This is a genomic window from Clostridium sp. NkU-1 (assembly GCA_001312405.1).
In genome coordinates this window covers 375,757-398,231 of the sequence record BBDR01000003.1, presented here as the reverse complement: position 1 = coordinate 398,231, position 22,475 = coordinate 375,757, and the positions used below count along the sequence as shown (strand labels likewise).

Genomic DNA, 22,475 nt, shown 5'->3' with positions numbered 1-22,475 from the left:
GCCTTTTTATGGGATAGTTGCTGGAGATACCAGGTTAACCCACGAATCTAAGGCTCCAGCTGCTTTTAAAGGCTATGCGCGGAGGTATGGAAACTACAGTTTAATTTGAGAATAAAATCTTACATGATATAATTAGTCAATTAATTACTTATCTAAAATTAAAAGCAAGCGCATGATTAAACAATACGCTTGCTTTTCTCCAAATTACAAATGGGCCTTTTCGGTTTATCTTTCAATCCGGACCCGCTTGGAAATGTCTTCCTTCTCTTTTGAGTCAGGCTCTTTTACAATCCCTCCGAAAGGCATTTGGGCAATCAGCAGATAGCTTTCCGGTACATCAAACAGTTCATGGATCTTCTGGTCTATAACCGGGTTATAATGCTGTAAGGAAGCACCGATTCCCAATTCCCTCAGCCCGCTCCAGATGCTGATTTGAAGCATTGCACTGGATTGCATAGCCCAGGCCGGAAAATTGTCCGCATACAGTGGGAACTGTCCCTGCAGGCCTTTTACGACCTCCTGATCGTAGAAATAAAGAATCGTTCCTGCACCGGCTTTAAAGCCGTCAATCTTTTCTCTTGGAACTTTCCCCTCAAAAACGTCGTAAATAGAGTCCCATAATAAGTCCTGCTTTTCTCCTAAAGCTACAACAATGCGGGAGCTTTTCATATTAAAAGCATCAGGTACCAGTTCTGTTAATTTTTCAATCCGCTCAATGACTTCAGCGGTATCAACGGGAAGTTCTTTATTAATGTTATAATAGCTTCTTCGCTTTTCTAATGATTCAATAATGCTCATTTTAATTCCTCCTGATTTAATTAGAATATTTTATTCGTTATCATATGACATTTTCTTTTGTAAGAAAGTACCATGATCCAGGTCCGCAAAAGCTTTTTGCAATTCAGCCTTTGTATTCATTACAATAGGTCCGCCCCAGGCTATAGGCTCTCCAAGAGACGTTGAACTTATAAATAATACCTGGGCATTCTTCTCTGTGCTTTTTATCTCTACCTTGTCTCCTGAGGAAAGCTTTGCTGCTGTCTTCTCCCTTACCAGTTCGCCTCCGACAGAAACCTCTCCTGACAGGGTAAAAAGCATGACCGAGTGGTCTGGCTCTGTATCTATGACAATGGACGCGTTGGGATCAAGGTGGATATCGTAGTAATCAAGGGGAAGATATCTGCCCATGTATCCCTTTCTGTCCTTGTATTGCCCGGCAAGGAGCCTCAGCTTTCCATTTTCAAGAGCAATCTCTTCAATTTCAGCATTCTTGATGCTGTGATAGGAAGGAGCGGTCATTTTATCCTTTGATGGTAAATTCAGCCACAGCTGCACTCCAAGCATTCGTTCTGATGCGGGTAATTTCTCTTCATGCAGAATGCCGGAACCTGCTGTCATCCACTGGACTTCTCCATCGGAAATAGAATCTTCATTTCCTAAGCTGTCCCTGTGAACCATCTGCCCGCGGTATACATAACTGATGGTTTCAATGCCCCTATGAGGGTGCATGGGGAATCCGGCTGTGTAATCATCGGGATTTGTGCTGTCAAAGGAATCCAGCATCAAAATGGGGTCGTATTCCTCCATTGTTTCATGTCCTAATACCCTGACCAGGTTTACGCCGGCACCGTCCTGGGTCCTAAAACCTCTAACCTGTCTTTTAATCTTTCTCTCCATTAATCTCATCTCCAAACCTTTTTAATAAAACTGCCAATTGTTCTTTTTCTTCATCAGTCCAATGAGCCATTAACTCAATGATCCTGGCTTCATTTCTTGGGTAAACCTGACCAATCAACTCCTGGCCCTGAGCTGTGATATGGAGAATGCACCGCCTCTTATCCTTGCTGTCTGCTTTCCTTATAAGATACCCTCTTTTTTTCAAGGTTATTTATAATAAGAGGAATGGTTCCAGTGGAACTTAGTATCTTTTCCTGAACCTGGCCTACGGTCATGTCGCCTTTGTGGTACAATGCCTCTAATACGGCAAATTGGCCCATGGTCAGGTTATACTCTGAGAAAATCTTGGTTGATTGGCGGTCAATGTAGTTTACGGCCCGATGGAGGCCGATTAGGATTTTTAACTCTGTTTTTGCCATTGCTTCTCCTATATTCATCTATATTATCTCTATGTAGTTATATATTACTCTATGTAGAGGTAAATTGCAAGAGGGTTTTTGATTTTTATTTGGATAAAAATCGTAAACTCACAACAAGGATAAGCGATGACGGTAAGTGTCAAATAAGTTGGTGTATAGAAAAACAGACAGCCTCTGTTTATAATTAAAGGCTGTCTTTTAACGGCAAAGTTTTTGAATCATCGGATCCCATGGCATATATTCTTCCAGATATTCTGGATATTCAAGAAATGAAGTTCCGGGAATATCACTGAGAATGAACTTTATGTACTTCCATGGATTTAATCCATTGGCTTTGGCCGTTTCAATTAAAGTATAGATACCCGCACTTGCTTCTGCTCCTTTGGGACTTCCTGAGAACAGCCAGTTCTTCCGGCCAATTGTAAATGGCCGGATGCTGTTCTCTGCCAGATTGTTTGATATGCTGCAGTTGCCATCAAGAAGATAATTCATCAGTCCTTCTTTTTGGTTATTCGCATACTGAAAGGCTTTGCCCAGTCTGGAACTCGCAAGGACTTTCTGTGAGGTCTCTTTTACCCACGACCAAAAGGCATCCAGTATAGGTTTTTCCTGTACCAGACGCTGCTTCTTCCGCCCTGCAGGGGATAGAACCTCCAGTTTCTTCTCAATCTCAAAAAACTGATTGATATATCTGACTGCCTGGGCTGGAATGGTTGCTTCCGGGCTGTCGACATCTTTGGGAAGTGCTTCAACAAAGTATCTCCGTAGATGGGTCCAGCAGATGCACCGGGTAATACCAGATACTTTTTCATAACCTTTATAGGCATCGGTATGAATGAATCCATGGTATCCCTTCAGATATTCCTGAGGATATTTTCCACTCCGCCATGGTTGATATACGAACTGGCGGACTGGCTGCTCAGAGTCTTTGATGGAGCAGTATACCCACATATAAGAATCCGTTGTATTCTTTCGGTCCGGTTCATTCATGACCTGTCCGGGTGTTTCATCGATGTGAAGGTATTGCTGCTCTAACAGTTTTTATGAAGGAGCCCAACCACCGGGGAAAGCCAGTCCCGGTAACTGGTAAGGATCCAGTTTGACATGGTTGCACGGCTTAAGGATACTCCCAGGTTTTTCCATTCCTTTTCCTGACGGTATAAAGGAACAGCCAGTTCATACTTTTGATGAATGACCCACGCAACCGCTCTAGGGGAAACATAAGAGTGCTGGATGACCGGATAAGGCATTGGAGATTTCTCCATATATTCTTTTCCTTCCTTACGACACTTTCTGCATTCAAAGGTCTCACGGTAATAATCAATGACACGTACTTTAGCAGGAATAAATTCAATCTCTGTGCGGACGAATTCTTCTCCAACAGATACAAGGGGAGTTCCACAGGTCTCGCAGAAACGGTCCTCTTCCGCAAGAGTACAGAGTTTCTTGTCATGAGGGAGATCCTTTAACAGTTCTTCCTTTTGCCCTTTATGTTTCCGGCGGCGGTAGGAGGCAACGTCTTTTAAGTCCGGTTCTGCAGCCTTCGGATCTGCAGAGACCTCCGCTTCATCAAAAAGAGACATCTGTCCCTCGAGTCCGAGAGATGATGTCTGCTCCGTAGTCCTGCCATAAAGTTTTCTGGTCAAAAAAGCAACCTTTTCATGAAGAAGAAGGTTCTCTTTTTCCAACTCAGCGATGCAGCTTTCGAGATTTTCAATCTGATTGTTATGCTCCGTTCGATGACAGTCCCTTTGCTTTTTAACTGTCATAATTATACCATAAAGATGCCGTAAAATCCAGAAAATACGACATTTGGAGGACTTTTAAATAATCCTTTCCGGCTGAGATTTCTTCACTGCTTTGGGTTAGTTAATGGACAGACCTTCCATAAGCCACCGGAACTCCTGCCCTGAAATCAGCCGTACTTCAGCCTGTGTCCTTGGCCACTGGAATGTTCCATTCTCAAGCCTTTTAGTAAAGTAAGACAAAACCATCGCCTTCCCAGAATAGAGCTTTGATGCGGTTACATTTACGTCCACAGAACAAAAACAGGCTGTTGGAAAAAGGATCAAGTCTAAAGTTTTGCTGCACAATGGCGGACAGGCCATCAATGGATTTGCGCATATCCATATAACCGCAGGCAAGATAGATATGTTCTGCCTTTGAAATGTCGCCTAACATAGATGCTTGATGGTACGTAGGGTATTTTCGATTGTTTCCTGATCCGCACCATTCTGGATTTCCAGAGTTGTATTTCCAAGTCTGATGATGACAGCGGTTGATGAGCTGAAATTGGCAGTTGTATGCGGAACTTCAGCAAACATAGAGGGCTGGGAGGTAACTGTTGGAACTTTAGGTTTTCTTTCAGCAGGAATTGCATCAAACGCTTCGCGCTTAATTTTGCGAAGCCAATAATAATAGGATTTTATACTGACATCATGAGCGGTACACCAATCAGACACTTTCTGATTGCTTGCCCTGCATTCCTTAATCCGTTCAATCCAAAGGCTGAGTTTCTGGAAATCAGTTGCTACGGTTAGGCGATCCATAGATAAATCTCCAATCCCTTAAGGTACTTAAGTTCCTTAAGACTTTTAGAATTAGAAACATTATCTCACAATTAAAAGTAAAAATATACACACCAACATATTTGACGCTTACTCTTGACATACCAGGAATCTGCATTATAATACAAACAAAGAGGAAAGACCGAAAAAAATGATCTCTCCTCATGGAAACAAATGGCTATCTTATATCAGTTTTTGAGTTTACGCAGACTTTGAAACAGTCTCGATATAAAAATCTACTATTATAAAAAATTAAGTCAGTAATTTATGATATATTTTTGACATAGCAGCTTTTACACTCTTATCGCTAAATTCTTTAGCACGTACACTATTCTTATCCCCCATTTCATACATTAGATTTTTATTCTGTAATAAGAAATAAATTGCCTGACTATAAGCAGAGGCATTATCGACCTCTCTTATCATAATTCCTCCCTCGCAATACTTTAATGATCCTTCGGAGCCTCTCCCCATCAAATCACGGTTTCCGCGAATATCTGAACAGACAACCGGAAGGCCGTATGCCATAGCCTCTAATAAGGCCATTGGGAGCCCCTCTTGGAAAGAGGGAAAAAGAAATATATCTGCTACTTGAAAAACTTCCATCATATCCTTTCGATATCCTAGGAAGGAAATGGAATCTGATACATTAAGTGTCTCTACTAATTCACGAAGATACTCATTTAATGCACCTTGTCCACAAATAATATAGTGAAAATTGTTAGAATACTGTTTTAAATGTGCAATCGCTCGAATTGTGACTTCATGGTTCTTTCTTTTTATCAATTCTCCAGAAGAAAGGAGAATTATTTTATCTTTCGGAAGTCCCAGTTCCTCCTTTTTAAGCCTAATATCAATATCTCTTCGAATTTTATCTATACTTATACCTACACCCGGAATATAATCAATATATTTTGCATGAAATTTTTTTTTCGCTCTTTCATAATCTTCTTTATTTATACAAATTAATTCATCTGTAAAATATGATAGAAATTTTTCTACGGGATAATAACATAACCAGTTGATCATAGAGGCACCTGTGTAAAAATGAAATCCGTGTGCTGTATAAATAACCGGCGATGTTTGGGTTGAATGCGCAGCGAGCCTGGCCATAACACCTCCCATAGGTGTATGGCAATGAACAAGGTCAAAACGTTCTATCTGCATCAGTTTCTTAAGCTGCTTATAAATTGTAAGGCCTTTGAGATTAAAAGGATTTCGAACAAAATCAATCTGATGTTGTATAATGCCAGTTCCTTCCAACCGATGATTGTCATTACCATAGGAAGGAGTATTATAATTGGCAGCATAATGAACTTCGTACCCCATCTCTTGAAGTATCCGGACATTTGACATCTCAAATTGGGGAACGAAGCCACTAACGGTAGTAACTAAAAGTGCTTTTTTTATATTTTTCATTTGACTTTACCTACTAAAAAGAAAAAAACTCCAAAAGTAAATTTATGAGCAAATCAACGTCTTGTAATAGTGTTTTGCTGAACGCTTTTCCCAATAAAATCTGCGACCACATTCACTGCAAGGCCTTTTCATGCTATATTAATAGCCGCTTCCTTCTTGACTTCTTTATAAATCTTTCCGCTAACATCGCACATAATATCATTCCATCTTTCCTCGTATTTCAAAATCACACACGCTTTGATGTTTTGTCCTATCTCATGCCACCATGGTCTGCTACCTTAAAATACTGCATTAGATTCACATTTCCGAACCATAGTCCACGAAAGACTTTATATACAGCACATGGATTCCATCGTTATAGGGAATGTCTGTATTTTCAAAGTATTTCTTAACGGGATATGTTATATGCCCATCTCCACAAGTTCGTCTCGCCAATTATCCTCTAAAAAAAAGGATTGTCAATTATTTTGTTTCTTCCAATATTCTTAATTGGGGCAATCTTCGTTTTTCCGATAAAATAGTTAACATTGTTAATTTGTCCCGCTTTACCGTTTACTCTTGAAGATATAAGCCTTACTTGCCACATAATTCAACACAATGACTATAACATTAGAAAAAACTTTGACGCCAACTCCAATAAATCCCAATTTATTTACTCCAATGTACATGATGATAATATCTAGAACACCAGTGGCAATTCGACAAGAGAAAAAAACTTACAACTTCATTCAATAATTCCTTTCGAGACATATTCCTACTTTTAAAAACCCAGAGTTTATTTGTGATAAAAGCAAATAAAACAGCTAAAACCCACGCAATAATATTACTCGGGACATTCCGCATCAAGTTTGTCTCATATAAAAGTGCATAAACAGCAGTATTGATAATGGTGGTGCATACTCCAAAAAAAAGATATAAAAATGTTTCCTTAATATTAATTTTTATCATATTCTTTATCCATAAATTGTTGTAATGTATCTTAATACATTTTTCAGTTCGTCCAAATTATCTTGTTTTCCCATTTCAACTGAAATGTAATGCTCATAATCCTCAGCCATTAGAATGTATTTTACTTCTTCATGGAGTTTTCGCTGTTCAATCATTTTAAGCCCAGGTTCACTGATATGAACATGATTAATCCATTTTCCTTGTCCAGCAAACATAGAGATATCTTCGTTGTTGAAAATCATAGTCCCTAAATCTAAATTTAATTTAAGACCTGGCGAGTTAATCTCTTTTATAATTTCCAGTGCCTCTTCCGTCTTATTCAAAAAAATTCGTTCCGTATATTATTGGGTTTGCCTCAAGTGCCAGCGTGGTATCTGAACGATAAGCCACATCGCCTAGTTCTCTAAAAAAATTCAACAGCAACCTGATAGTCATCTTCATGATATAAATTACGATTTTTAGGACATCCAAAGACAATATTGGGGCAACCAATTTCCCGTGCGAAATTTATAGCCTGATATGTATAATTCTTTAATTCCTCCCGCTGCTGTGCGTCTGCAAATATTTCTTCCTGCTTTCCATACCAAATAGATTGCATGGAGCAAATTGAAAATCCGTATTGTTCTTTAAGCTTCTGAGCAAAGAGCTTTGCTTCTTTGCATTTTGAATAAGGATTCTCTCCAACGATAATAGAGGGAGCGATCTCTAACCCAAGATAATGATATTTTTCCATTATAGAAAAAAACTTCCGTATTATTTTGAGGATTCCATGCTATATTTGATATTGCCAATTTCATCAATTTACTCCTCTTGATTTGAATGTCTCTAAGTCCTTCCACAATGCTTCTGGGACTTTATGTGATAAGGCTTGAATGCTTTCTTTCAATTGTTCTGGTTTGCTTGCACCTAAAACCGGATAAATCTTTTGTCTCAGACACCATTGCAATGCAGCAGCAGTATAGGACACATGATATTTATCACAAGTATCTAAAAAGAAGTCTATACTCTCTTTGTTTTGAACATAAAAATTTTTAGTCTTATCATAATGAAGTATATCACTTTTGGCAATACGCGAATCTTTTGGTATATTATTACGATATTTACCTGTTAAATACCCTTGGCATAAAGGAGAAAAACCTAGGCTGCCTAAACCATTTGTGACGCAGAACCTTTTTACCCCATTTTGCTCAGCCTTTCTTAATGCGTAGGAATAAATAAACTGTTCTGTTATAGGTTTTTCTAAGTTTAATTTTTCACATACTGTCCAGCATTCCTCTAATGCACTTTGAGGCCATTCTGATGTTGCCCAGTATCTTACCTTCCCACTTTCAATCAAATAATTGAAAGTACGGACTATTTCTTCCATTGGAACCTCCGGATCATATCGATGTGCATAATACAAATCCACATAGCCCATTCCAAGTTTATCCATAGATTCTTCAAATGCCCATAAAATATGTTTCCTGGACAACCCCTTATGATATGGAGAATCTCCAATAGGCCATGACCCCTTAGTAGACAGAACATATTGCTCTCTAGGGTACTTTTTTAGAGCTTGCCCAATTAAACGCTCCGCTTGGCCATAATTATTAGACGTATCAAACGAACGAATTCCCAATTCCCAGGCTGTATCAATCATGGCTTCTGCATATCCTTGGGCAGTACTTTCAGTACCTATGGTCAAAGCTGTTCCAAATGTTATTTCTGTAATTTTCAGGCCTGAATTACCTAATCTCACATATTCCACTATAAAAACTCCTTTCCATTTAAAGATGGACTATAATTATAAATTAGAGAGGTAGGACGATGTTTGTTTTCGATCATAATTTGTCCGATATATTCACCAATTAATGCCAATGCTACAAATCCCAATCCGGAAAATACTGATAAAAGCATTCCAATGTAAAAAAATCCTCTCCAATAGCCGTTAGAAACAACTATTCCTACAATGTTAATCAGAAAAAGAATACCTGCAGCTAGGGGCATTAGACTCAACTTTCTTAATGGTTCAATAGAAATACCTGTTAAACTATCTAAAGCATATCGTATCATAGATTTTAAGTTGTATTTTGTCTTTCCCGCAAAACGTTGGTTGCGATCATATATTACTGTTTCAGTTTTCATGCCCAAAAAAAGGAACTGTTACACGAAAGACCCCATTAACTTCAGGCAGGGCACGTAGTTGTTCTAGAGCTCGTTCAGAAAGCAAACGATAATTAGCCGCCCCTCTCTCTAGATGTATTTTTCCAGATAAATCATCTAAAATTTTATAATATATAGAGGCAGTCGTCCGCTTAAAAAAATTATCATTTCTCCGTTTCTCTCGATTAGCAATAACAATATCTGCTCCAGATTCATATTTTTTTCAGCATTTCCAGAATCAATTCTGGTGGATCTTGTAAATCAGCATCCATAACCACAACAATGTTCCCTGCAGCCATGCGTATTCCGGCATTAATTGCTCCTTCCAATCCAAAGTTTCTTGTCAAATCAATAATTCCAATATGATTTGGATGTGCTTCTTGCATCTTCTGCATTTTTAAGAAGGTTCTATCCTTAGAACCGTCATTTACCAAAAGAATCTCATATGCATAATTGCTTTTGTCTAATGCAGCCATCGTAGTTAGGCAATACTCCTCAACAAGTTCTTCTTCATTGTACATTGGTGCAATAACTGTTATTAATTGTTTCATAACGTCTCCCTAATCAGTAATCTTTTCAATGCTTTTAATAAGATAATTCTGCTTTTTAAACAACATATTTAATGCTAAGGACAGATATTTTACGATAATAGTTAGTATAATAAAAATACCCCCAAAACCAGCCGACAAAAATCCCATAATAGGTGCCCAGCCTTCTACGGGCTGATGATTACCCAAATACACAAAAACTGTATATCCACCAACCAAAAATGCAAAAGCAAAAAAACAAGCAACTAATCAAAAGGGTTACTTTTGTAACAGTATCCGTAAATAAAATCAAGGAATCAATGGCCAATTCCTTCCTATTTTTCATTTGCGTTTTATCATAACTCTTCTTTATATTTTCATTCGTCCTATAAAAAATGCTGTCACATGGCAGTCCACAATTAATATACATTGCTTTTCTATAAGGAATAGAATTGCCCATTGCTTTTACCCGATTGATAGCACGCCTAGATAAAATCCGAAAGGATTCCCTTTGCAAAGAGTAGGCACTTCCTTCTTGCCTCTTGCCCCAGTTATAAATTTTATAAAAAATCGTAGAAAAAAACGTCCATCTTTTCACCTGAAGCTGCTGAGACAATATCATATCCTTGTAAGGATCGCTGATATACTTTCCATATTAAATCTTGATCATACTCGACTAATAAATTATCAAATTCGTAAATAAAATCCCCAATAGCTAAATCTACACCAGCATTCATTGAGGCCTCTAAACCATGATAGTAGCTCATATGTATAATATTAATTATATGACCGATATGATGTTCTTTCACGAATTTTTTTATTATAGCAATGCTATTGTCATACGAATTGTCGTTAACAAAGACAATTTCATATTTATCGAAGTGTATTTTCAGCAGATCAAGAATATACTCTAGCCAATTTTCCAGTTCATTCTCATTATTATGAACATAGGCAACTACAGATATAAAATTTTTTTTCTTTATTGTTTACCATGTTATTCTCCTCTCAGTACATCGTCTAAGTCGTATACGGTATTGATTTTACCACTCAATACACTTACAAATGTTGGATTTTGTGAAAAATATTTAATTACCGTTGGCCTTGAATCGTCTATTTCAGAAGCTTTTAAGATGGGCTTCATAGAAAACAAAGAGGAATGGTATTTAAATCCATATTCCTCTTTTATATACTTCCGAGCCAAATTAGACATATAGTTCCAAGCAGAAGCTGGTTTAGCTATGCAGTCGTTACAATTACCTAATTGTTCTGGACTGCAATACCCATTACACCTTTTCTGACATTCAAACATTGGAACTTCATCATAACTAGTTATATGAGGTGTGAATGTTACCGATGTCAGTGAATGTAGTCCAGTCTTACCAAAGGGCATAATTGAGAAAAAAAGGACCGTCCATAACAGTGAAGCCGATATCATTTAACTTGTCATCCACTTCACATAAAATAATCTCACATAATTCGTATTTGATTTTAAATAGTTCGAAATCCAACTGTCTAAGGATTTGATTTACCGAGGCATACGTTGCATTTAAAACAAAATCACTACTTATAACTTCTCCTGATTTCAAATGCATCTCATAGTAATTCTCAGTTCTTTTGATATTTTGGATGCGTACATTATATCGAAGTTCTATATTAGGATACTTTGCAATCTCAGTCATTAGCCATTCTTTTAAAATTTGTGCATCATAAGTATACTCTTTTGTTAAGAAAGCACCATCGCACATACCTGGTTTAAAATACTTTTGAACAGATAATTCCTCACATTTTATATCTGCATCATGGCAAAACTTTTTTAAATTGATTTGCATCCGTCCATGAAAAGGCAGCAGAAGTTGCATAAACTTGATCAAATTCTGAATGTACACAAAAGTCATATTCTTCATTGAACCGTGAAAAGTAATTTGCTGATTTAATCGCAGTAGAATATGATCGGGGATAATGATAGCCCATGTGTACTCTTGCCTGATTGATGTATGTAGCACGCATAAACGGAGCTGAATCATATTCTAAAACCAAAACTCTTTTTCCCATCTTGCCACAGTAAAGCTGAATATAACCCATATAACCCACCACCTATAATAACTCGTTCAAAATACATCTTTATCTCCTTTGTGATAGCTGCCTTTTGTCAATAATTATCAGCCCCATATCTATTTTTTTATCCTACTGCTTCCGGTCCTAACCGGAAGTACTGCCGTTAATCTTCCCATCACTATTTTACCCTCCATTCACGCCTCATAGGATAAATATACAACATCTTCAAATTACAACATATTCCAGCACATAATTAAAATTCAAATATTCCTTATTCAATTACGCTTCATCTTAATGTCAAATTGACCATAAATGTCAAAGTTACAATAGATTTAACATTAAAATTAGTTCTCACCCCAACACTTTGCAAACTCTGAATTTAACTTATAAAGTAAATATGCACCTATTGCAACAATTTCACATATTATTAAGAACAATATTGCATTCATCCCCTCCGAAATATTATTCAAGTCAAAGTTCGCTGCTATTTCGTATATGATTAAATGGTGCAATAAAAACACAGGATAACTATATTTAGAAATTATAGTACTCAATAGCTTGACTAGCTTTATCCTCTGCAAAAACTCCGCTATAAAAACCAAACATAAGAAGCTTGCAATTCCCACATATGTAGTCTGCACAGTTGCATTGATTGATGGATGAACAATTTGATTCATTGCAAGCACAAGTACAGAGACGCACACACAGACTTTGGAACAATTATTTTTCCAATACTTCATATATATCATTCCAAATAGAAATTCTGGGATTCTTACATAGACTAGAATATCAGTTGCTAATAATGTATTATTTTTGTATATGCCCAAAAAAATATAACAAAATGACAACAGGTACTAAAATCATACTTGTCTTGATATTTTGCACAGCTCTTCTCAGCAAAGGAAAAATAATATACATAAGTATAATGCATCCTAAAAACCATTCACCAATGAACTTAAAAACCGGAGTAATTCCTTCAAAATAGGCATCAAATCCTAAAATGCTTAAAATAATTTTCCACTTTTCATTACTAGGAACTCCCCAAGGATTATAAGTTTTATATTTTAAAAACCAATAAGAAGCTGCCATAATATATGCAATCCACCACATTGGATAAATACTTTTCATTCTGCGCTTATAATAATCCCAAAGTCCAAACTTTTTGTCATAAGTATACATTAATGCTGCACCACTTATAATAAAAAAATAGTGAAACGCCCCAGTTTCCAATGTAAATATTAAATATTCGATATAATAAAAGACATTTATCTGGCCGTGGTTGTGGTAAATATAAAAATAGCGCATTATAATGCGTTAATACTATTGTAAATGTTGCAATAGCTCTAATGAAATCCAAATAAAAAAATTCTTTCCTTTTTCAATACTCTTTCCTCATCTTAGTCCCAATCTGATCACTTTGGCTCTCTTAATAAAAATCAGCATACATAATAAAACAAATAAATAGATATCACAAGGAACAATATCAGCGGTAACACTCTTAAATATACATAGCCTCTTAAAAACTGACTTTCATCTTGGCATACGTACTTTTTCAATCCCTTTTGTTCTTTTAATGTAACAATTAAAATTGTCAAAATCGAGGCTGCAAACATCGTCATCATTGCTTCTTGCAAATACTGAAAATCGAGGCCATCTAGTAGTTCCTTGATCGTTACACCGTCATAATATCTATGGAAAGCCACTCCGAGTATTCCGTTGTTTAACATATAATTATCAACATTTTTTTACGCACACTAACAATGTAATTACCAAATATCCTAATCCAATAAAAAAACTCCAATACTAAGAATCGATTTTTCTCCTTACTTATCAGAAAGGCCTGTGCTAAGAACACAGAATAGATAATAAGATATTGCGGATGCCATTGAATAAGAATAGAAAAACCCGAATATATTACAAGAGGTACTATGATAACATATTTCCAAAGGCATTCTTTCTCAACATTATGATAATAGCACGCAAAACATACTATGAAAACCAATAACATGAATAAAGATATTGCTCCGTGGGCTCCCTCTATTTGACTTTGAAAAAGCCTGCCTGTAAAACCATAAAAATTTTCAAAGGCTTTTTTCATCTCAACATACACAGGATCTCGACCATAAACTACTTTAAAGACCAATGGACAGCTTAAACCAAAAACAAAGTACTTAATTATATATATAAGCCTTTTTTCAATCAGTAAAACTAACGGTATAAATATAAACAAAGGAAAAGCTTTTAAAGCAATTGCAACTGATATCAATAAAGAAAAAGTATTCATCCTCTCATTCATATAAAAAATCAAGGCCCAAAGCATAACAATAACTCCAAAAATATCCATTTGGCCAAATCCGACTGTCGAAAATAATGTTATCGGTGACAATAAATAAATATATTTTACAATTTTTGCTTCTTCAGTATCAGCTCCAAAACATACAGATAGTTTATGAATCAATGTTCCAGAATATATTAACAAAAAACCTATTATTATATTAATGTAAATAATTACATAGTGTATGCTTATTGATTTTTGCACTATTACTTCTAATATTTTTATAGGCAGAAGCATACTGCCAAGGTAAAATACATTAGTATATTATAATTTGCACTGTATAATATCCCAGCTCCCCAATTAGAATAATTCCCGGAAAGTGCATTTTCTGTGGCTATTTTATAAAAATCTAATATTTTACCATTTTTTTATACAATCCAAAAATTCATATGCATGTAAAATAGATATATTAAGATCACCACCTTGAGAAATTAACACTGCCAGCACAAAAATTAAAACCACTACAATCAACTTATCAAACCACAAAATATTATTCATAAGCTTTTTATTGCTATTTAAAACAATATACATCAATATTACTGAAAATGTCAGCATCAAGAAAGCAGTAAAAATATAGATTGCTGCATCTTTTTTTAATATAATTCCCTCTTATGCTTAAAGATAATTCACCCTTCTGTATAACATGGTTCCGATAAAATGTACTATTGGAGTTTCCGTCATAATAAACTGTTACGGCACTGCCAGATGTTGACTGGTTAATTGTAATAACAACACTATATAGCTTTCCTCTTATGACTTCCAACTTTCCATCAGGTACTACATCATAATAATTATTATCCTTAAATTCTTGCGTATTAATATCTTTTTCATAAACAACTTTACCTGATTCATCATCAATAAGTACAAAAGCTAAAATGCCATAATTATTTCTTTGATAAGTACCAACCTTAATTTTCATCAACTTTACCTGGTCTACTGGCATCACAAATTGTTGCCTTAATTCGTCACCAGGAAGTAGCTCTCCTACAACATTCTCCCCACTGATTCCATATGAAATTTCTTTCCCAATTGCCAAGCTTTTATTCATTAGCTGTAAGACCATTCTTGTTGATATAATGCTCAACAAAAAAACACCTGCAAGGAGAATTGTCATTTTCACCCATGCTCTTTTTTTTATTATCTCCATAATTTCCAACCAAGTCTCCTCAATATATAGTTAAAGTCTGAATATGACAATTATTGCCCAATAATTATGTTTTCCAAATGCAACTTCTGATTTAATAGTTTATCACCAGAATATAATTGCCTTTCAATAGTTTTATAACATGCAATTAATATTATAAATTTAATACCACATAAATATCTGATAAGATCATATCCCCACTATCAAATCCCACTAAGGAAGCTTTAGAAAAATATCTGACAACATTATATAGTCACAAATTTAATAGTAAAAGTAAACTTTCTTTTCTCTCAAAGAAATCAATCATATAAAAATTGATAATATTTTAAATATAATTTCAAACAAAAGGTTATAATATTTTTTTTATCACATTTTAAACAATTGATTTCTGCATGATTAAAAAGAAAAACCCTTATTCCAATATTTTTCCCACAATCTTATTCCTTTACTATCCCTTCAATTTTCATATAAATATCATTTCCTAATTCACTTCCAAGATAATTCAATGATGTTTCTAGTGCATTATCTTGAGTTATTTTTATATATGCTGGTAGCGTTGGGTCATTGAAAAAGTCATTACTGATAGTAATTATGTAAGTATGATTCTTATAAACACTTTTATTTATATCAAAAACTGTAAAGTCACCCCAAACTAATTCATTGTAACCGATGCGGTGCCGATATATAATATTCTGTGCTGTAATATCCTTCAATTCAATATATAAAGATCCTATTGCTATAAAAGAATTACTTGGTCTTTCAAAAAAATAACTTAATGGTATTAACTTTTGCATCTGCATCAAAATATACTTCCTGCGTAAGAGCATCATTTCCATAATCATTAAACTCTTTCGAAAATAAATTGTATCCCATAAGCATGCTTTCCGATGTAGTGGTATCGATTAATACTTGATCCTTGGGTTTATAATAACCATAAACTATTAACAAAAGAAAAGGGATTGGAATTAAAATTCGAAAACTATTCAAAACTGTTTTATTTAGTCCAGTAGGAATCACCCATTGTATCTTTCTAGGATAATTAATTACTATAAGAACGACTAAGGCAGCCACATAACCCGCTACAAACATAGCTGCATACTTATCTAACTGAAAACTAGTTAAAAACTCTGTTGCATTTTTATAATACCCATTAAAGAGATTGTTATTAGCAAATATGTTATTGAAAATTGTGCATTTTGTTACCCATTGATGATAAAAAAATTGCTGAAAGCATATAGAAACTCCACATTATAACATCTGCCAATAAATTAAGAAGTTCTACTTCTGGATCAGCAGCGATTAATATTGGCAAAAAAGGAGTTAAAATAATAATCCAATATGGATAGTGACCAACAAATATAAATAAAAGTGCAAAAACTACAAAGGAGCAATAAATTCCCCATTTCCCATCATTTTTTTTACTAATAAATACATAAAAACACAGCAAAAGGTAAAGACATATGAAAATAGGAATTCCTTCCCCTCCCGACAAACCACCGGCAAGCTGCTTTACCTTTATAGCATCAATCATTCGCATACTTGGTTCAAATGTTAATATTTTATAAGCTTCGCTCCCTGACCATATAATTTTGCATAATATATGGAGGCTGCAACCAGCAAATAAATCTACTATAACTTTTAATACATTCTTCTGTCTTATTAAAATCAAAGGAAAAAAATATAAGCAAACTAAAAAAATTTTAATGGTATTGCAATCGCAAAAAACAAAATAAACTTCAAATTATCCTGTTTAAGCCAATAATATATTCCCCATAAAGAGAAAAAAAACCACGTATATCTCTATCTGCCCTATAACAATAGCAAAATAAACAATGCCAACACTAGACAAAAATAGGAAAACAGCATATTGGGCTCGTTTCAATCCTACTTCAATCTTTAAACAAATTTTATATAAAACGTATGCAGACCCTAATACCATCAGTACTTGCTCTAACTTAACATACAAATTAAACCACGGGCTCCAGAAATCCAATCTGCCAATTTGATTCAGTAACACTAATGGAAAACTTAATATGCCAACAATGATATAAGCCATAGGTTCATATACCATAGGAAAATCTGCCCTATGGGGAATTTCACTATAAACTACCTTTAAATAATCCTGATATCCTCCTGCTATATTACCATGCAGAATAGACTTCCAAAAAAACACCGAATGAGATACTGTATTTAATTGATCTTCATAAAAAAAGAAAAATGTTGAAATTCCCCAAACGCTTAATAATAGCCAAAAATTAATATTTTTTTATTAACGAAAACCTGGTCTTAAGTATCTTTATTACCTTAGACATTTATAAATCTCCCTCTTATGACTTTGTCTTGCAGAAAACCTTTTCTGGCGAACATACCAAATTATATATTCTCGTTTTGAACAACTTCTAAATTACTAATGTATTTTTTTTGCGAATCCACTGCTTTTTTTCAATGACTTAACGTAATTACCTGTAATCCGGATATTTTCTTCCAATGCCTTCAAATGCTTTTCGTAATATTTGATTTTTTTCTTTCAGATAAAATACTTTTTATATCTTCAGAATAAATATCATTATATGATAACTCAACAGATTTTTTTCTCTAGTTGATCTGCATTTATTCCCTTTGCCTCAATAATCATAGATGATATTTCATTCTTATTTTTTTTGAGACAAAGTTAAGCCTACCTTATTAAAATAGTACTCCAAGTTCCTTCTGTAAATCTCAAACTCAGATGCTGTTCTAAATGCCACCTTAAATACTCTTCATTACCTAATAATTCATATGGAATAAAAAAAATTAAATCATACAAAGCTCAAATAAATATCTAGCTTCAACATCTGGAGAAATGTCAAAAACACAGGTATAAACATACTTTCATCATCTTAATTCTTGTTTTATTTTAAAAATAAACGTTTTTTGCTATTAAATCCTTCCTCAATACCATGCATATAGGGCATAACAATATATTGTTGGATCACAACGATAACTTTTGCTACGTTTAAAAAGTTCCCACTCAAACGATATTCTGCCCCCATGCCAAAGAAAATATCTATGCCTTTTACTATTTTTTTTGTACTATTATCCTTTACTTCTAAATTCACCTGTACTTCACAATTATTGTTGTCGATAAAAATAAACTTAATATTTTTACAAATACTCATATGCCCTGTTGCTAGGTTAAGGACGATCTCCTTGGTGTCTTTCATCATCGGAAATCTGATTACCACTTCTTCGGGGCTGTATTTTCTACACACAACTGTCTCAGTCACCATATTTTTTCGATGATATCCGTTACCATCATTAAAATTCATTTCTGCTTTCATATAATATGCTTCCGCAGAGAATAGAAATTCACCTAAAGAATAATAGTTATGTATACCACAATTTAATCTTGCTACTGAATTCTCAAAATTTGTAAGATGATTAGACATAACTTTCTCTGACATAACATACGTCGTGTAATATCCTTTGTGCTGCAAAATATAGCTATACAAGTACTTTAACCCATTAAAGTTTTCTCTTATAACCCTAACCTCTTCCATATTACGGAGCGTTCCTTTTTGTAAATCACTTCTCAGTCTTTTATCCCAAGACGAAATTTTTTTTAATAGTATTTTCATCAAAAAAATCAGTCAAAGCAGAAGTTCTAATCCACATACAATCAGACAAACTAACCACCGGTCTTTTAGAAAAGGAAATTGGAACCTTACATTTAATTTCATCAAGCATTGTTTTTACTGCCTCATAATTTTCCCTATCTCCCCACTCGCGACCAATGGCTCCAAAATAATCGGCATGGATTGGATTCATTGGTATTAGCATCCCTAGATTATCATCATTTTCAAATATATCTATGATTCCATAAACATAATTCTGATTAGATAACATACAATCATAAGATAAATTGGCATACGATCTTATATTTGTGCGTATCCCCATATAGTCGCCCGTAATATTACTGATTTTGCATACATAGTCATAATTTCTAGATATTTCTTTAAGCAAACTCAGCCAATTTTCATCCCCACTTACTTTTATGTGATAAGTTTCAATATGCTTAGGCAGGAATTTCACAATCCTTTCGAATTCTCCATCTTCAGCCAAAACCATACACACAACTCCATTTGGTATATTGCATAAGTACTTAGAAAAATAATATTGTTTACTCGCAATTGTCGCGTCAACAATTACCGCAATCTTCTTATCCGCATATCTTCCCATGGGCACGTCTTTTGCAATATATCTAGAATTAATAGAATTGATGAAATCAGTCAAATTCCCCGTTCGTAAAATGTGCTTTATCACTAAGTTAATGTCATAATCTGTTTCATTTTCTAAAAAGTCATAAAGTTCTGCTGCTGCATGAAATGCATTTTCATTAATACTAGATTCCCAGTCATTAATAAACAATTTTCGCTTGAAAAAAAGGACACTTTCTATCTCGTATCAATTCTACAGGCATATTGAACATTGGATAAAAAGTTTCATCAAGTAAGTCTTCCGTATTTGTATATACTTTCCATCTAAATCCATATTCTTCAAATCGTTTAGTGAAAATAGCTTCGTGAAGTCCTACCGCTTCTTCATACCTATTAATCATAGGCATATCTTCCCAATATCGCTGGAATTCATAAGATGATAACATCTTTTTCCTCACAGCGATAAAATGCGATTGTATATGCACAGGAATTTTACCATCTTCCATAAGTCCCCAAGGGTCAAAATTTGCGCCATTATGAACCGTTAATCCCCAAAAATCTATGTCCTCTTGATTCATTTCATCAAACATCTGCTTAACGGAAGTCACCGGTCCCATTATAGTAAAGTTGAACATAATTAATTCATCAAATTTATTTATGAGTTTATCCCAACCATAAAATTCCAAACCAGTTTTATATGCCCACACATCGAATCCTATATTAGAACGTACCAAAACTTTTATTTTTTTTAATCTGTCAAATCGTTCTCTTCCTTCAGATGTTAGCTTTCCATTACACACAACTAGAATTTCCGAGAAATGCGGTAGCATATTTTGCAGATAAAATATAATATAATCATCTACAATTCCATCTTGATCATAAAAAAAGAAAATGCCCAAACGATTAGTGTCATTTTTTTAGCACCATATCACTGCTCCCCATTCCTATCATTAACATTCTTACGTACGATTAACTTTAAGGACTCACCTAAAATCCTAACAGGTTTTGATACCTTCCATGAAGTAGAATTATACATATCGTCTAAGCGTTTTCTTAATTCTTCACTTACATAATTATTACCAACAAAATAATCAAGATTTGTATATTCTATCCTCTCAAAGATATCACTCATAATAATTGTGGAGTAATAGCCTTCTGATTGAGCCACAAAACTATAGCACCGTTCAATAGCATGTGAGACAGTTCCATCAACCGGTAATGGTTCTTCTGGAAAATCACCATATTTCCATTGCTTATGAAATAACTTTTTCATAGCTGTCGGTCGAAACCAAAACACACTTCCATAGGGTGCAATAGGGCTTTCCGTCTCTCTCATAGGTACATGTATATCAAGTTCCTTACATAGATTTTGAGTGTTATTAAAATTAATACCCCAATTCTTTCCATATAAATCTCTGTATTCCCCATGTAAAGGAGCTGGTGGCACTGCCATTCCCATTCGAGGGTTCTCTGCAAATAACTCGATCACGTTTTCTACATAAATATTGTTATATAAAATATTAGCATAACATTTATAAGCAAAACTTTCTCCCACAGATCCACGACTATTCTGTATGGATTTTTTATCATGGGAAAAGCATATGAGGTCATATTGAGTAACCATTTCGCTCATTCCAACTAGTAAAGCACTAACATCACGTCCACGGTTAGAGACCACTTTAACACTAACCTTATTGCAATTTAAACTTCCAAATATTTCTTCAATCTTCCGTTTCTTTTCTTCTGTATTTGTCGTAATGTAAACATCAGCTTCCACAGGCATTGATGAAGCAAGAGTAAATGATTCCATAAATAAATCTTCAAAATATAGATGCATAATAAGTGCTATCTTTTGCTTTTTTAAAATTTCTCTTATTTTTTTTAGAATCAGAATGTTTCGTTGATAGCGTATAATTCAAGTGTAATTGTCTAACTATATCCACCAAATTATAGCACCGTAAGATATTGTCCCATATCAGATTCACATCATAGAGTTTTTCTGAAACCAAGTGATTATATAAAAGCAATGTGGATTGCCCCGCTGTATGATACAGCATATCATGATACATATGAAAAAACGAACGACGCTTAAATACCGGACATTTTCGTTCTCGAATCAATTTCTCCGGATAAAACATAAGCGGCTGATCTGTTACTCCTTCAAAATCATCTGTATTTACATATACTTCCCACTTAAATCCCTTATCCGCAAATAACTTTGTAAATACAGATTCATATAGACCCACTGATTGTTCATAAGAAGTGATTTTCGGCATATCATTCCAATAGTCCTGTAACTCAACCGATTGTACGAGACTTTTTCTGTATACAATAAAATAAGACTGTACATGCTCAGGCAAGTATCCATATGGATTGTATCCAAAATCATAGTCCTCTACCTTGTGGGTTTTGGTGATTCCCCAGAAATCCACGTCATGATTTCTCATTTCTTGAAACATCTCCGCAAAAGGATAAACTGGTCCCATAGAAGTACTATTGCATAAAATGACCTCGTCATAGGTTCCACATTCTTCCCAACCAACATATTCTAGACCGGTCTTATACGCCCATACATCAAGCCCCTCATTATCACGAACAATGATATCAGAGGTATACTCTTTTAATTTATTCTTTCCTTCTGATGTAAGCTTCCCATTGCATACAATAACCAGGCGATCCAAAGAATTCATCAAATCGCCAATAAAGTATGTAATAAAATCATCCACAATACCGTCTTTATCAAAAAAAGAAATATATGCCCAAACGTGTCACTTTGTCTTTCATTAATTTCATGATCTTATTCTCTTCCTATTTTTTTACAAATCTTTCGTATAATTGTGTTATCACCATAGATTATCGGGCTGTCATAGGCACGATCTGGAAAGACCCCATACTGCAAGGAAATATCCAAATTGTGTTCTTTAATGAATTGCTCGACTTTTTCTCCTAATGAAATAGGCTGTCCACTGCATACATTGATAATTCCAGTATGTTCTTTCTGGGTTGAGGCTTCAACAATCATTTCCGCCAATTCTGCCACATCAAT

The 22,475-nt window shown here is 34.7% G+C and carries 27 protein-coding genes and 2 pseudogenes; all 29 read right to left on the bottom strand.

The window, feature by feature from the left end:
- Positions 1–225 precede the first annotated feature (225 nt).
- Positions 226–798, bottom strand: coding sequence for a nitroreductase family protein (locus tag JCM10519_RS07405; RefSeq protein ID WP_054738433.1), 573 nt, complete (start codon positions 796–798; stop codon positions 226–228).
- 30 nt (positions 799–828) lie between these two features.
- Positions 829–1,677 carry a pirin family protein gene (locus tag JCM10519_RS07400; protein ID WP_054738432.1) on the bottom strand — a complete coding sequence of 283 codons (849 nt, stop codon included), beginning with the start codon at positions 1,675–1,677 and terminating at the stop codon, positions 829–831.
- A complete protein-coding gene (locus JCM10519_RS27475; RefSeq protein WP_347843443.1) occupies positions 1,661–1,795 on the bottom strand; it encodes a hypothetical protein in 135 nt (44 codons plus the stop codon). Before JCM10519_RS27475 ends, JCM10519_RS07400 begins: the two co-directional genes overlap by 17 nt.
- A gap of 40 nt (positions 1,796–1,835) precedes the next feature.
- Positions 1,836–2,096 (bottom strand): MarR family transcriptional regulator, encoded by a 261-nt coding sequence (locus tag JCM10519_RS27470; protein ID WP_347843442.1) that lies wholly within the window; start codon positions 2,094–2,096, stop codon positions 1,836–1,838.
- Positions 2,097–2,294: 198 nt separating this feature from the next.
- A pseudogene (locus tag JCM10519_RS07390) lies at positions 2,295–3,865 on the bottom strand (IS66 family transposase).
- 202 nt (positions 3,866–4,067) lie between these two features.
- Complete coding sequence (gene tnpB / locus JCM10519_RS07385; RefSeq protein ID WP_347843441.1) at positions 4,068–4,277, bottom strand: IS66 family insertion sequence element accessory protein TnpB; 210 nt, start codon at positions 4,275–4,277, stop codon at positions 4,068–4,070.
- Positions 4,271–4,645, bottom strand: coding sequence for a hypothetical protein (locus JCM10519_RS07380; protein WP_054738431.1), 375 nt, complete (start codon positions 4,643–4,645; stop codon positions 4,271–4,273). Before JCM10519_RS07380 ends, tnpB begins: the two co-directional genes overlap by 7 nt.
- A 270-nt stretch (positions 4,646–4,915) precedes the next feature.
- Positions 4,916–6,082 carry a glycosyltransferase gene (locus tag JCM10519_RS07375; protein ID WP_054738430.1) on the bottom strand — a complete coding sequence of 389 codons (1,167 nt, stop codon included), beginning with the start codon at positions 6,080–6,082 and terminating at the stop codon, positions 4,916–4,918.
- Positions 6,083–7,035: 953 nt separating this feature from the next.
- A complete protein-coding gene (locus JCM10519_RS07370) occupies positions 7,036–7,353 on the bottom strand; it encodes a hypothetical protein (RefSeq protein WP_054738429.1) in 318 nt (105 codons plus the stop codon).
- A gap of 80 nt (positions 7,354–7,433) precedes the next feature.
- Complete coding sequence (locus JCM10519_RS07365; protein WP_054738428.1) at positions 7,434–7,763, bottom strand: hypothetical protein; 330 nt, start codon at positions 7,761–7,763, stop codon at positions 7,434–7,436.
- 63 nt (positions 7,764–7,826) lie between these two features.
- On the bottom strand, positions 7,827–8,777 hold the full coding sequence (locus JCM10519_RS07360; protein ID WP_054738427.1) for an aldo/keto reductase: 951 nt from the start codon (positions 8,775–8,777) through the stop codon (positions 7,827–7,829).
- Positions 8,777–9,154 carry a hypothetical protein gene (locus JCM10519_RS07355; RefSeq protein ID WP_054738426.1) on the bottom strand — a complete coding sequence of 126 codons (378 nt, stop codon included), beginning with the start codon at positions 9,152–9,154 and terminating at the stop codon, positions 8,777–8,779. The genes JCM10519_RS07360 and JCM10519_RS07355 overlap by 1 nt, the downstream gene beginning before the upstream one ends.
- A gap of 230 nt (positions 9,155–9,384) precedes the next feature.
- Positions 9,385–9,723 carry a glycosyltransferase gene (locus tag JCM10519_RS07350; protein WP_054738425.1) on the bottom strand — a complete coding sequence of 113 codons (339 nt, stop codon included), beginning with the start codon at positions 9,721–9,723 and terminating at the stop codon, positions 9,385–9,387.
- 536 nt (positions 9,724–10,259) lie between these two features.
- The gene (locus JCM10519_RS27465; RefSeq protein WP_347843440.1) at positions 10,260–10,436 is read right to left on the bottom strand and encodes a hypothetical protein; all 177 of its coding nucleotides are present in this window, start codon (positions 10,434–10,436) and stop codon (positions 10,260–10,262) included.
- A 6-nt stretch (positions 10,437–10,442) separates the two neighbouring features.
- Positions 10,443–10,604 (bottom strand): annotated as a pseudogene (locus JCM10519_RS27460) (glycosyltransferase); the annotation flags it as partial.
- Positions 10,605–11,075: 471 nt separating this feature from the next.
- Positions 11,076–11,528 (bottom strand): hypothetical protein, encoded by a 453-nt coding sequence (locus JCM10519_RS27455; protein WP_347843439.1) that lies wholly within the window; start codon positions 11,526–11,528, stop codon positions 11,076–11,078.
- Positions 11,497–11,781 carry a hypothetical protein gene (locus JCM10519_RS27450; RefSeq protein WP_347843438.1) on the bottom strand — a complete coding sequence of 95 codons (285 nt, stop codon included), beginning with the start codon at positions 11,779–11,781 and terminating at the stop codon, positions 11,497–11,499. The genes JCM10519_RS27455 and JCM10519_RS27450 overlap by 32 nt, the downstream gene beginning before the upstream one ends.
- Positions 11,782–12,561: 780 nt before the next feature.
- Positions 12,562–13,059, bottom strand: coding sequence for an acyltransferase family protein (locus tag JCM10519_RS07330; RefSeq protein ID WP_054738422.1), 498 nt, complete (start codon positions 13,057–13,059; stop codon positions 12,562–12,564).
- Positions 13,060–13,474: 415 nt separating this feature from the next.
- Complete coding sequence (locus tag JCM10519_RS07320; RefSeq protein WP_054738420.1) at positions 13,475–14,326, bottom strand: glycosyltransferase 87 family protein; 852 nt, start codon at positions 14,324–14,326, stop codon at positions 13,475–13,477.
- Positions 14,327–14,600: 274 nt separating this feature from the next.
- The gene (locus JCM10519_RS07315) at positions 14,601–15,245 is read right to left on the bottom strand and encodes a hypothetical protein (RefSeq protein WP_054738419.1); all 645 of its coding nucleotides are present in this window, start codon (positions 15,243–15,245) and stop codon (positions 14,601–14,603) included.
- A gap of 425 nt (positions 15,246–15,670) precedes the next feature.
- Positions 15,671–16,033, bottom strand: coding sequence for a hypothetical protein (locus JCM10519_RS07310; RefSeq protein ID WP_054738418.1), 363 nt, complete (start codon positions 16,031–16,033; stop codon positions 15,671–15,673).
- Positions 15,993–16,322, bottom strand: a complete 330-nt coding sequence (locus JCM10519_RS07305) for a hypothetical protein (RefSeq protein ID WP_054738417.1) — start codon at positions 16,320–16,322, stop codon at positions 15,993–15,995. The genes JCM10519_RS07310 and JCM10519_RS07305 overlap by 41 nt, the downstream gene beginning before the upstream one ends.
- An 88-nt stretch (positions 16,323–16,410) precedes the next feature.
- Positions 16,411–16,764: a hypothetical protein gene (locus tag JCM10519_RS07300; protein WP_347843437.1), complete on the bottom strand. Its 354-nt coding sequence runs from the start codon at positions 16,762–16,764 to the stop codon at positions 16,411–16,413.
- A 1,360-nt stretch (positions 16,765–18,124) separates the two neighbouring features.
- On the bottom strand, positions 18,125–18,772 hold the full coding sequence (locus tag JCM10519_RS07290) for a hypothetical protein (RefSeq protein WP_054738414.1): 648 nt from the start codon (positions 18,770–18,772) through the stop codon (positions 18,125–18,127).
- Positions 18,773–18,812: 40 nt separating this feature from the next.
- Positions 18,813–19,640, bottom strand: coding sequence for a rhamnan synthesis F family protein (locus JCM10519_RS07285; RefSeq protein WP_054738413.1), 828 nt, complete (start codon positions 19,638–19,640; stop codon positions 18,813–18,815).
- A complete protein-coding gene (locus tag JCM10519_RS07280) occupies positions 19,630–20,229 on the bottom strand; it encodes a rhamnan synthesis F family protein (RefSeq protein WP_347843436.1) in 600 nt (199 codons plus the stop codon). Before JCM10519_RS07280 ends, JCM10519_RS07285 begins: the two co-directional genes overlap by 11 nt.
- A gap of 128 nt (positions 20,230–20,357) precedes the next feature.
- Positions 20,358–21,266 carry a rhamnan synthesis F family protein gene (locus JCM10519_RS07275; RefSeq protein ID WP_054738411.1) on the bottom strand — a complete coding sequence of 303 codons (909 nt, stop codon included), beginning with the start codon at positions 21,264–21,266 and terminating at the stop codon, positions 20,358–20,360.
- The gene (locus tag JCM10519_RS07270) at positions 21,250–22,155 is read right to left on the bottom strand and encodes a rhamnan synthesis F family protein (RefSeq protein ID WP_054738410.1); all 906 of its coding nucleotides are present in this window, start codon (positions 22,153–22,155) and stop codon (positions 21,250–21,252) included. Before JCM10519_RS07270 ends, JCM10519_RS07275 begins: the two co-directional genes overlap by 17 nt.
- A gap of 71 nt (positions 22,156–22,226) precedes the next feature.
- On the bottom strand, positions 22,227–22,469 hold the full coding sequence (locus JCM10519_RS27445; RefSeq protein WP_347843435.1) for a hypothetical protein: 243 nt from the start codon (positions 22,467–22,469) through the stop codon (positions 22,227–22,229).
- Positions 22,470–22,475: the final 6 nt, after the last annotated feature.

Coding starts and splice junctions, on each gene's coding strand:
- JCM10519_RS07310 (WP_054738418.1), bottom strand. CDS start 16,033: ATGCAGATGCAAAAGTTAATACCATTAAGTTATTTTTTTGAAAGACCA.
- JCM10519_RS07405 (WP_054738433.1), bottom strand. CDS start 798: ATGAGCATTATTGAATCATTAGAAAAGCGAAGAAGCTATTATAACATT.
- JCM10519_RS07305 (WP_054738417.1), bottom strand. CDS start 16,322: ATGTTTGTAGCGGGTTATGTGGCTGCCTTAGTCGTTCTTATAGTAATT.
- JCM10519_RS07275 (WP_054738411.1), bottom strand. CDS start 21,266: ATGCATCTATATTTTGAAGATTTATTTATGGAATCATTTACTCTTGCT.
- JCM10519_RS07380 (WP_054738431.1), bottom strand. CDS start 4,645: ATGGATCGCCTAACCGTAGCAACTGATTTCCAGAAACTCAGCCTTTGG.
- JCM10519_RS07350 (WP_054738425.1), bottom strand. CDS start 9,723: ATGAAACAATTAATAACAGTTATTGCACCAATGTACAATGAAGAAGAA.
- JCM10519_RS27465 (WP_347843440.1), bottom strand. CDS start 10,436: ATGAATGCTGGTGTAGATTTAGCTATTGGGGATTTTATTTACGAATTT.
- tnpB (WP_347843441.1), bottom strand. CDS start 4,277: ATGTTAGGCGACATTTCAAAGGCAGAACATATCTATCTTGCCTGCGGT.
- JCM10519_RS07365 (WP_054738428.1), bottom strand. CDS start 7,763: ATGGAAAAATATCATTATCTTGGGTTAGAGATCGCTCCCTCTATTATC.
- JCM10519_RS07320 (WP_054738420.1), bottom strand. CDS start 14,326: ATGCTTCTGCCTATAAAAATATTAGAAGTAATAGTGCAAAAATCAATA.
- JCM10519_RS27470 (WP_347843442.1), bottom strand. CDS start 2,096: ATGGCAAAAACAGAGTTAAAAATCCTAATCGGCCTCCATCGGGCCGTA.
- JCM10519_RS07400 (WP_054738432.1), bottom strand. CDS start 1,677: ATGGAGAGAAAGATTAAAAGACAGGTTAGAGGTTTTAGGACCCAGGAC.
- JCM10519_RS07300 (WP_347843437.1), bottom strand. CDS start 16,764: ATGATTGATGCTATAAAGGTAAAGCAGCTTGCCGGTGGTTTGTCGGGA.
- JCM10519_RS27450 (WP_347843438.1), bottom strand. CDS start 11,781: ATGGGTTATATTCAGCTTTACTGTGGCAAGATGGGAAAAAGAGTTTTG.
- JCM10519_RS07290 (WP_054738414.1), bottom strand. CDS start 18,772: ATGGAAGAGGTTAGGGTTATAAGAGAAAACTTTAATGGGTTAAAGTAC.
- JCM10519_RS07355 (WP_054738426.1), bottom strand. CDS start 9,154: ATGAAAACTGAAACAGTAATATATGATCGCAACCAACGTTTTGCGGGA.
- JCM10519_RS07330 (WP_054738422.1), bottom strand. CDS start 13,059: ATGCGCTATTTTTATATTTACCACAACCACGGCCAGATAAATGTCTTT.
- JCM10519_RS27455 (WP_347843439.1), bottom strand. CDS start 11,528: ATGCAAATCAATTTAAAAAAGTTTTGCCATGATGCAGATATAAAATGT.
- JCM10519_RS07375 (WP_054738430.1), bottom strand. CDS start 6,082: ATGAAAAATATAAAAAAAGCACTTTTAGTTACTACCGTTAGTGGCTTC.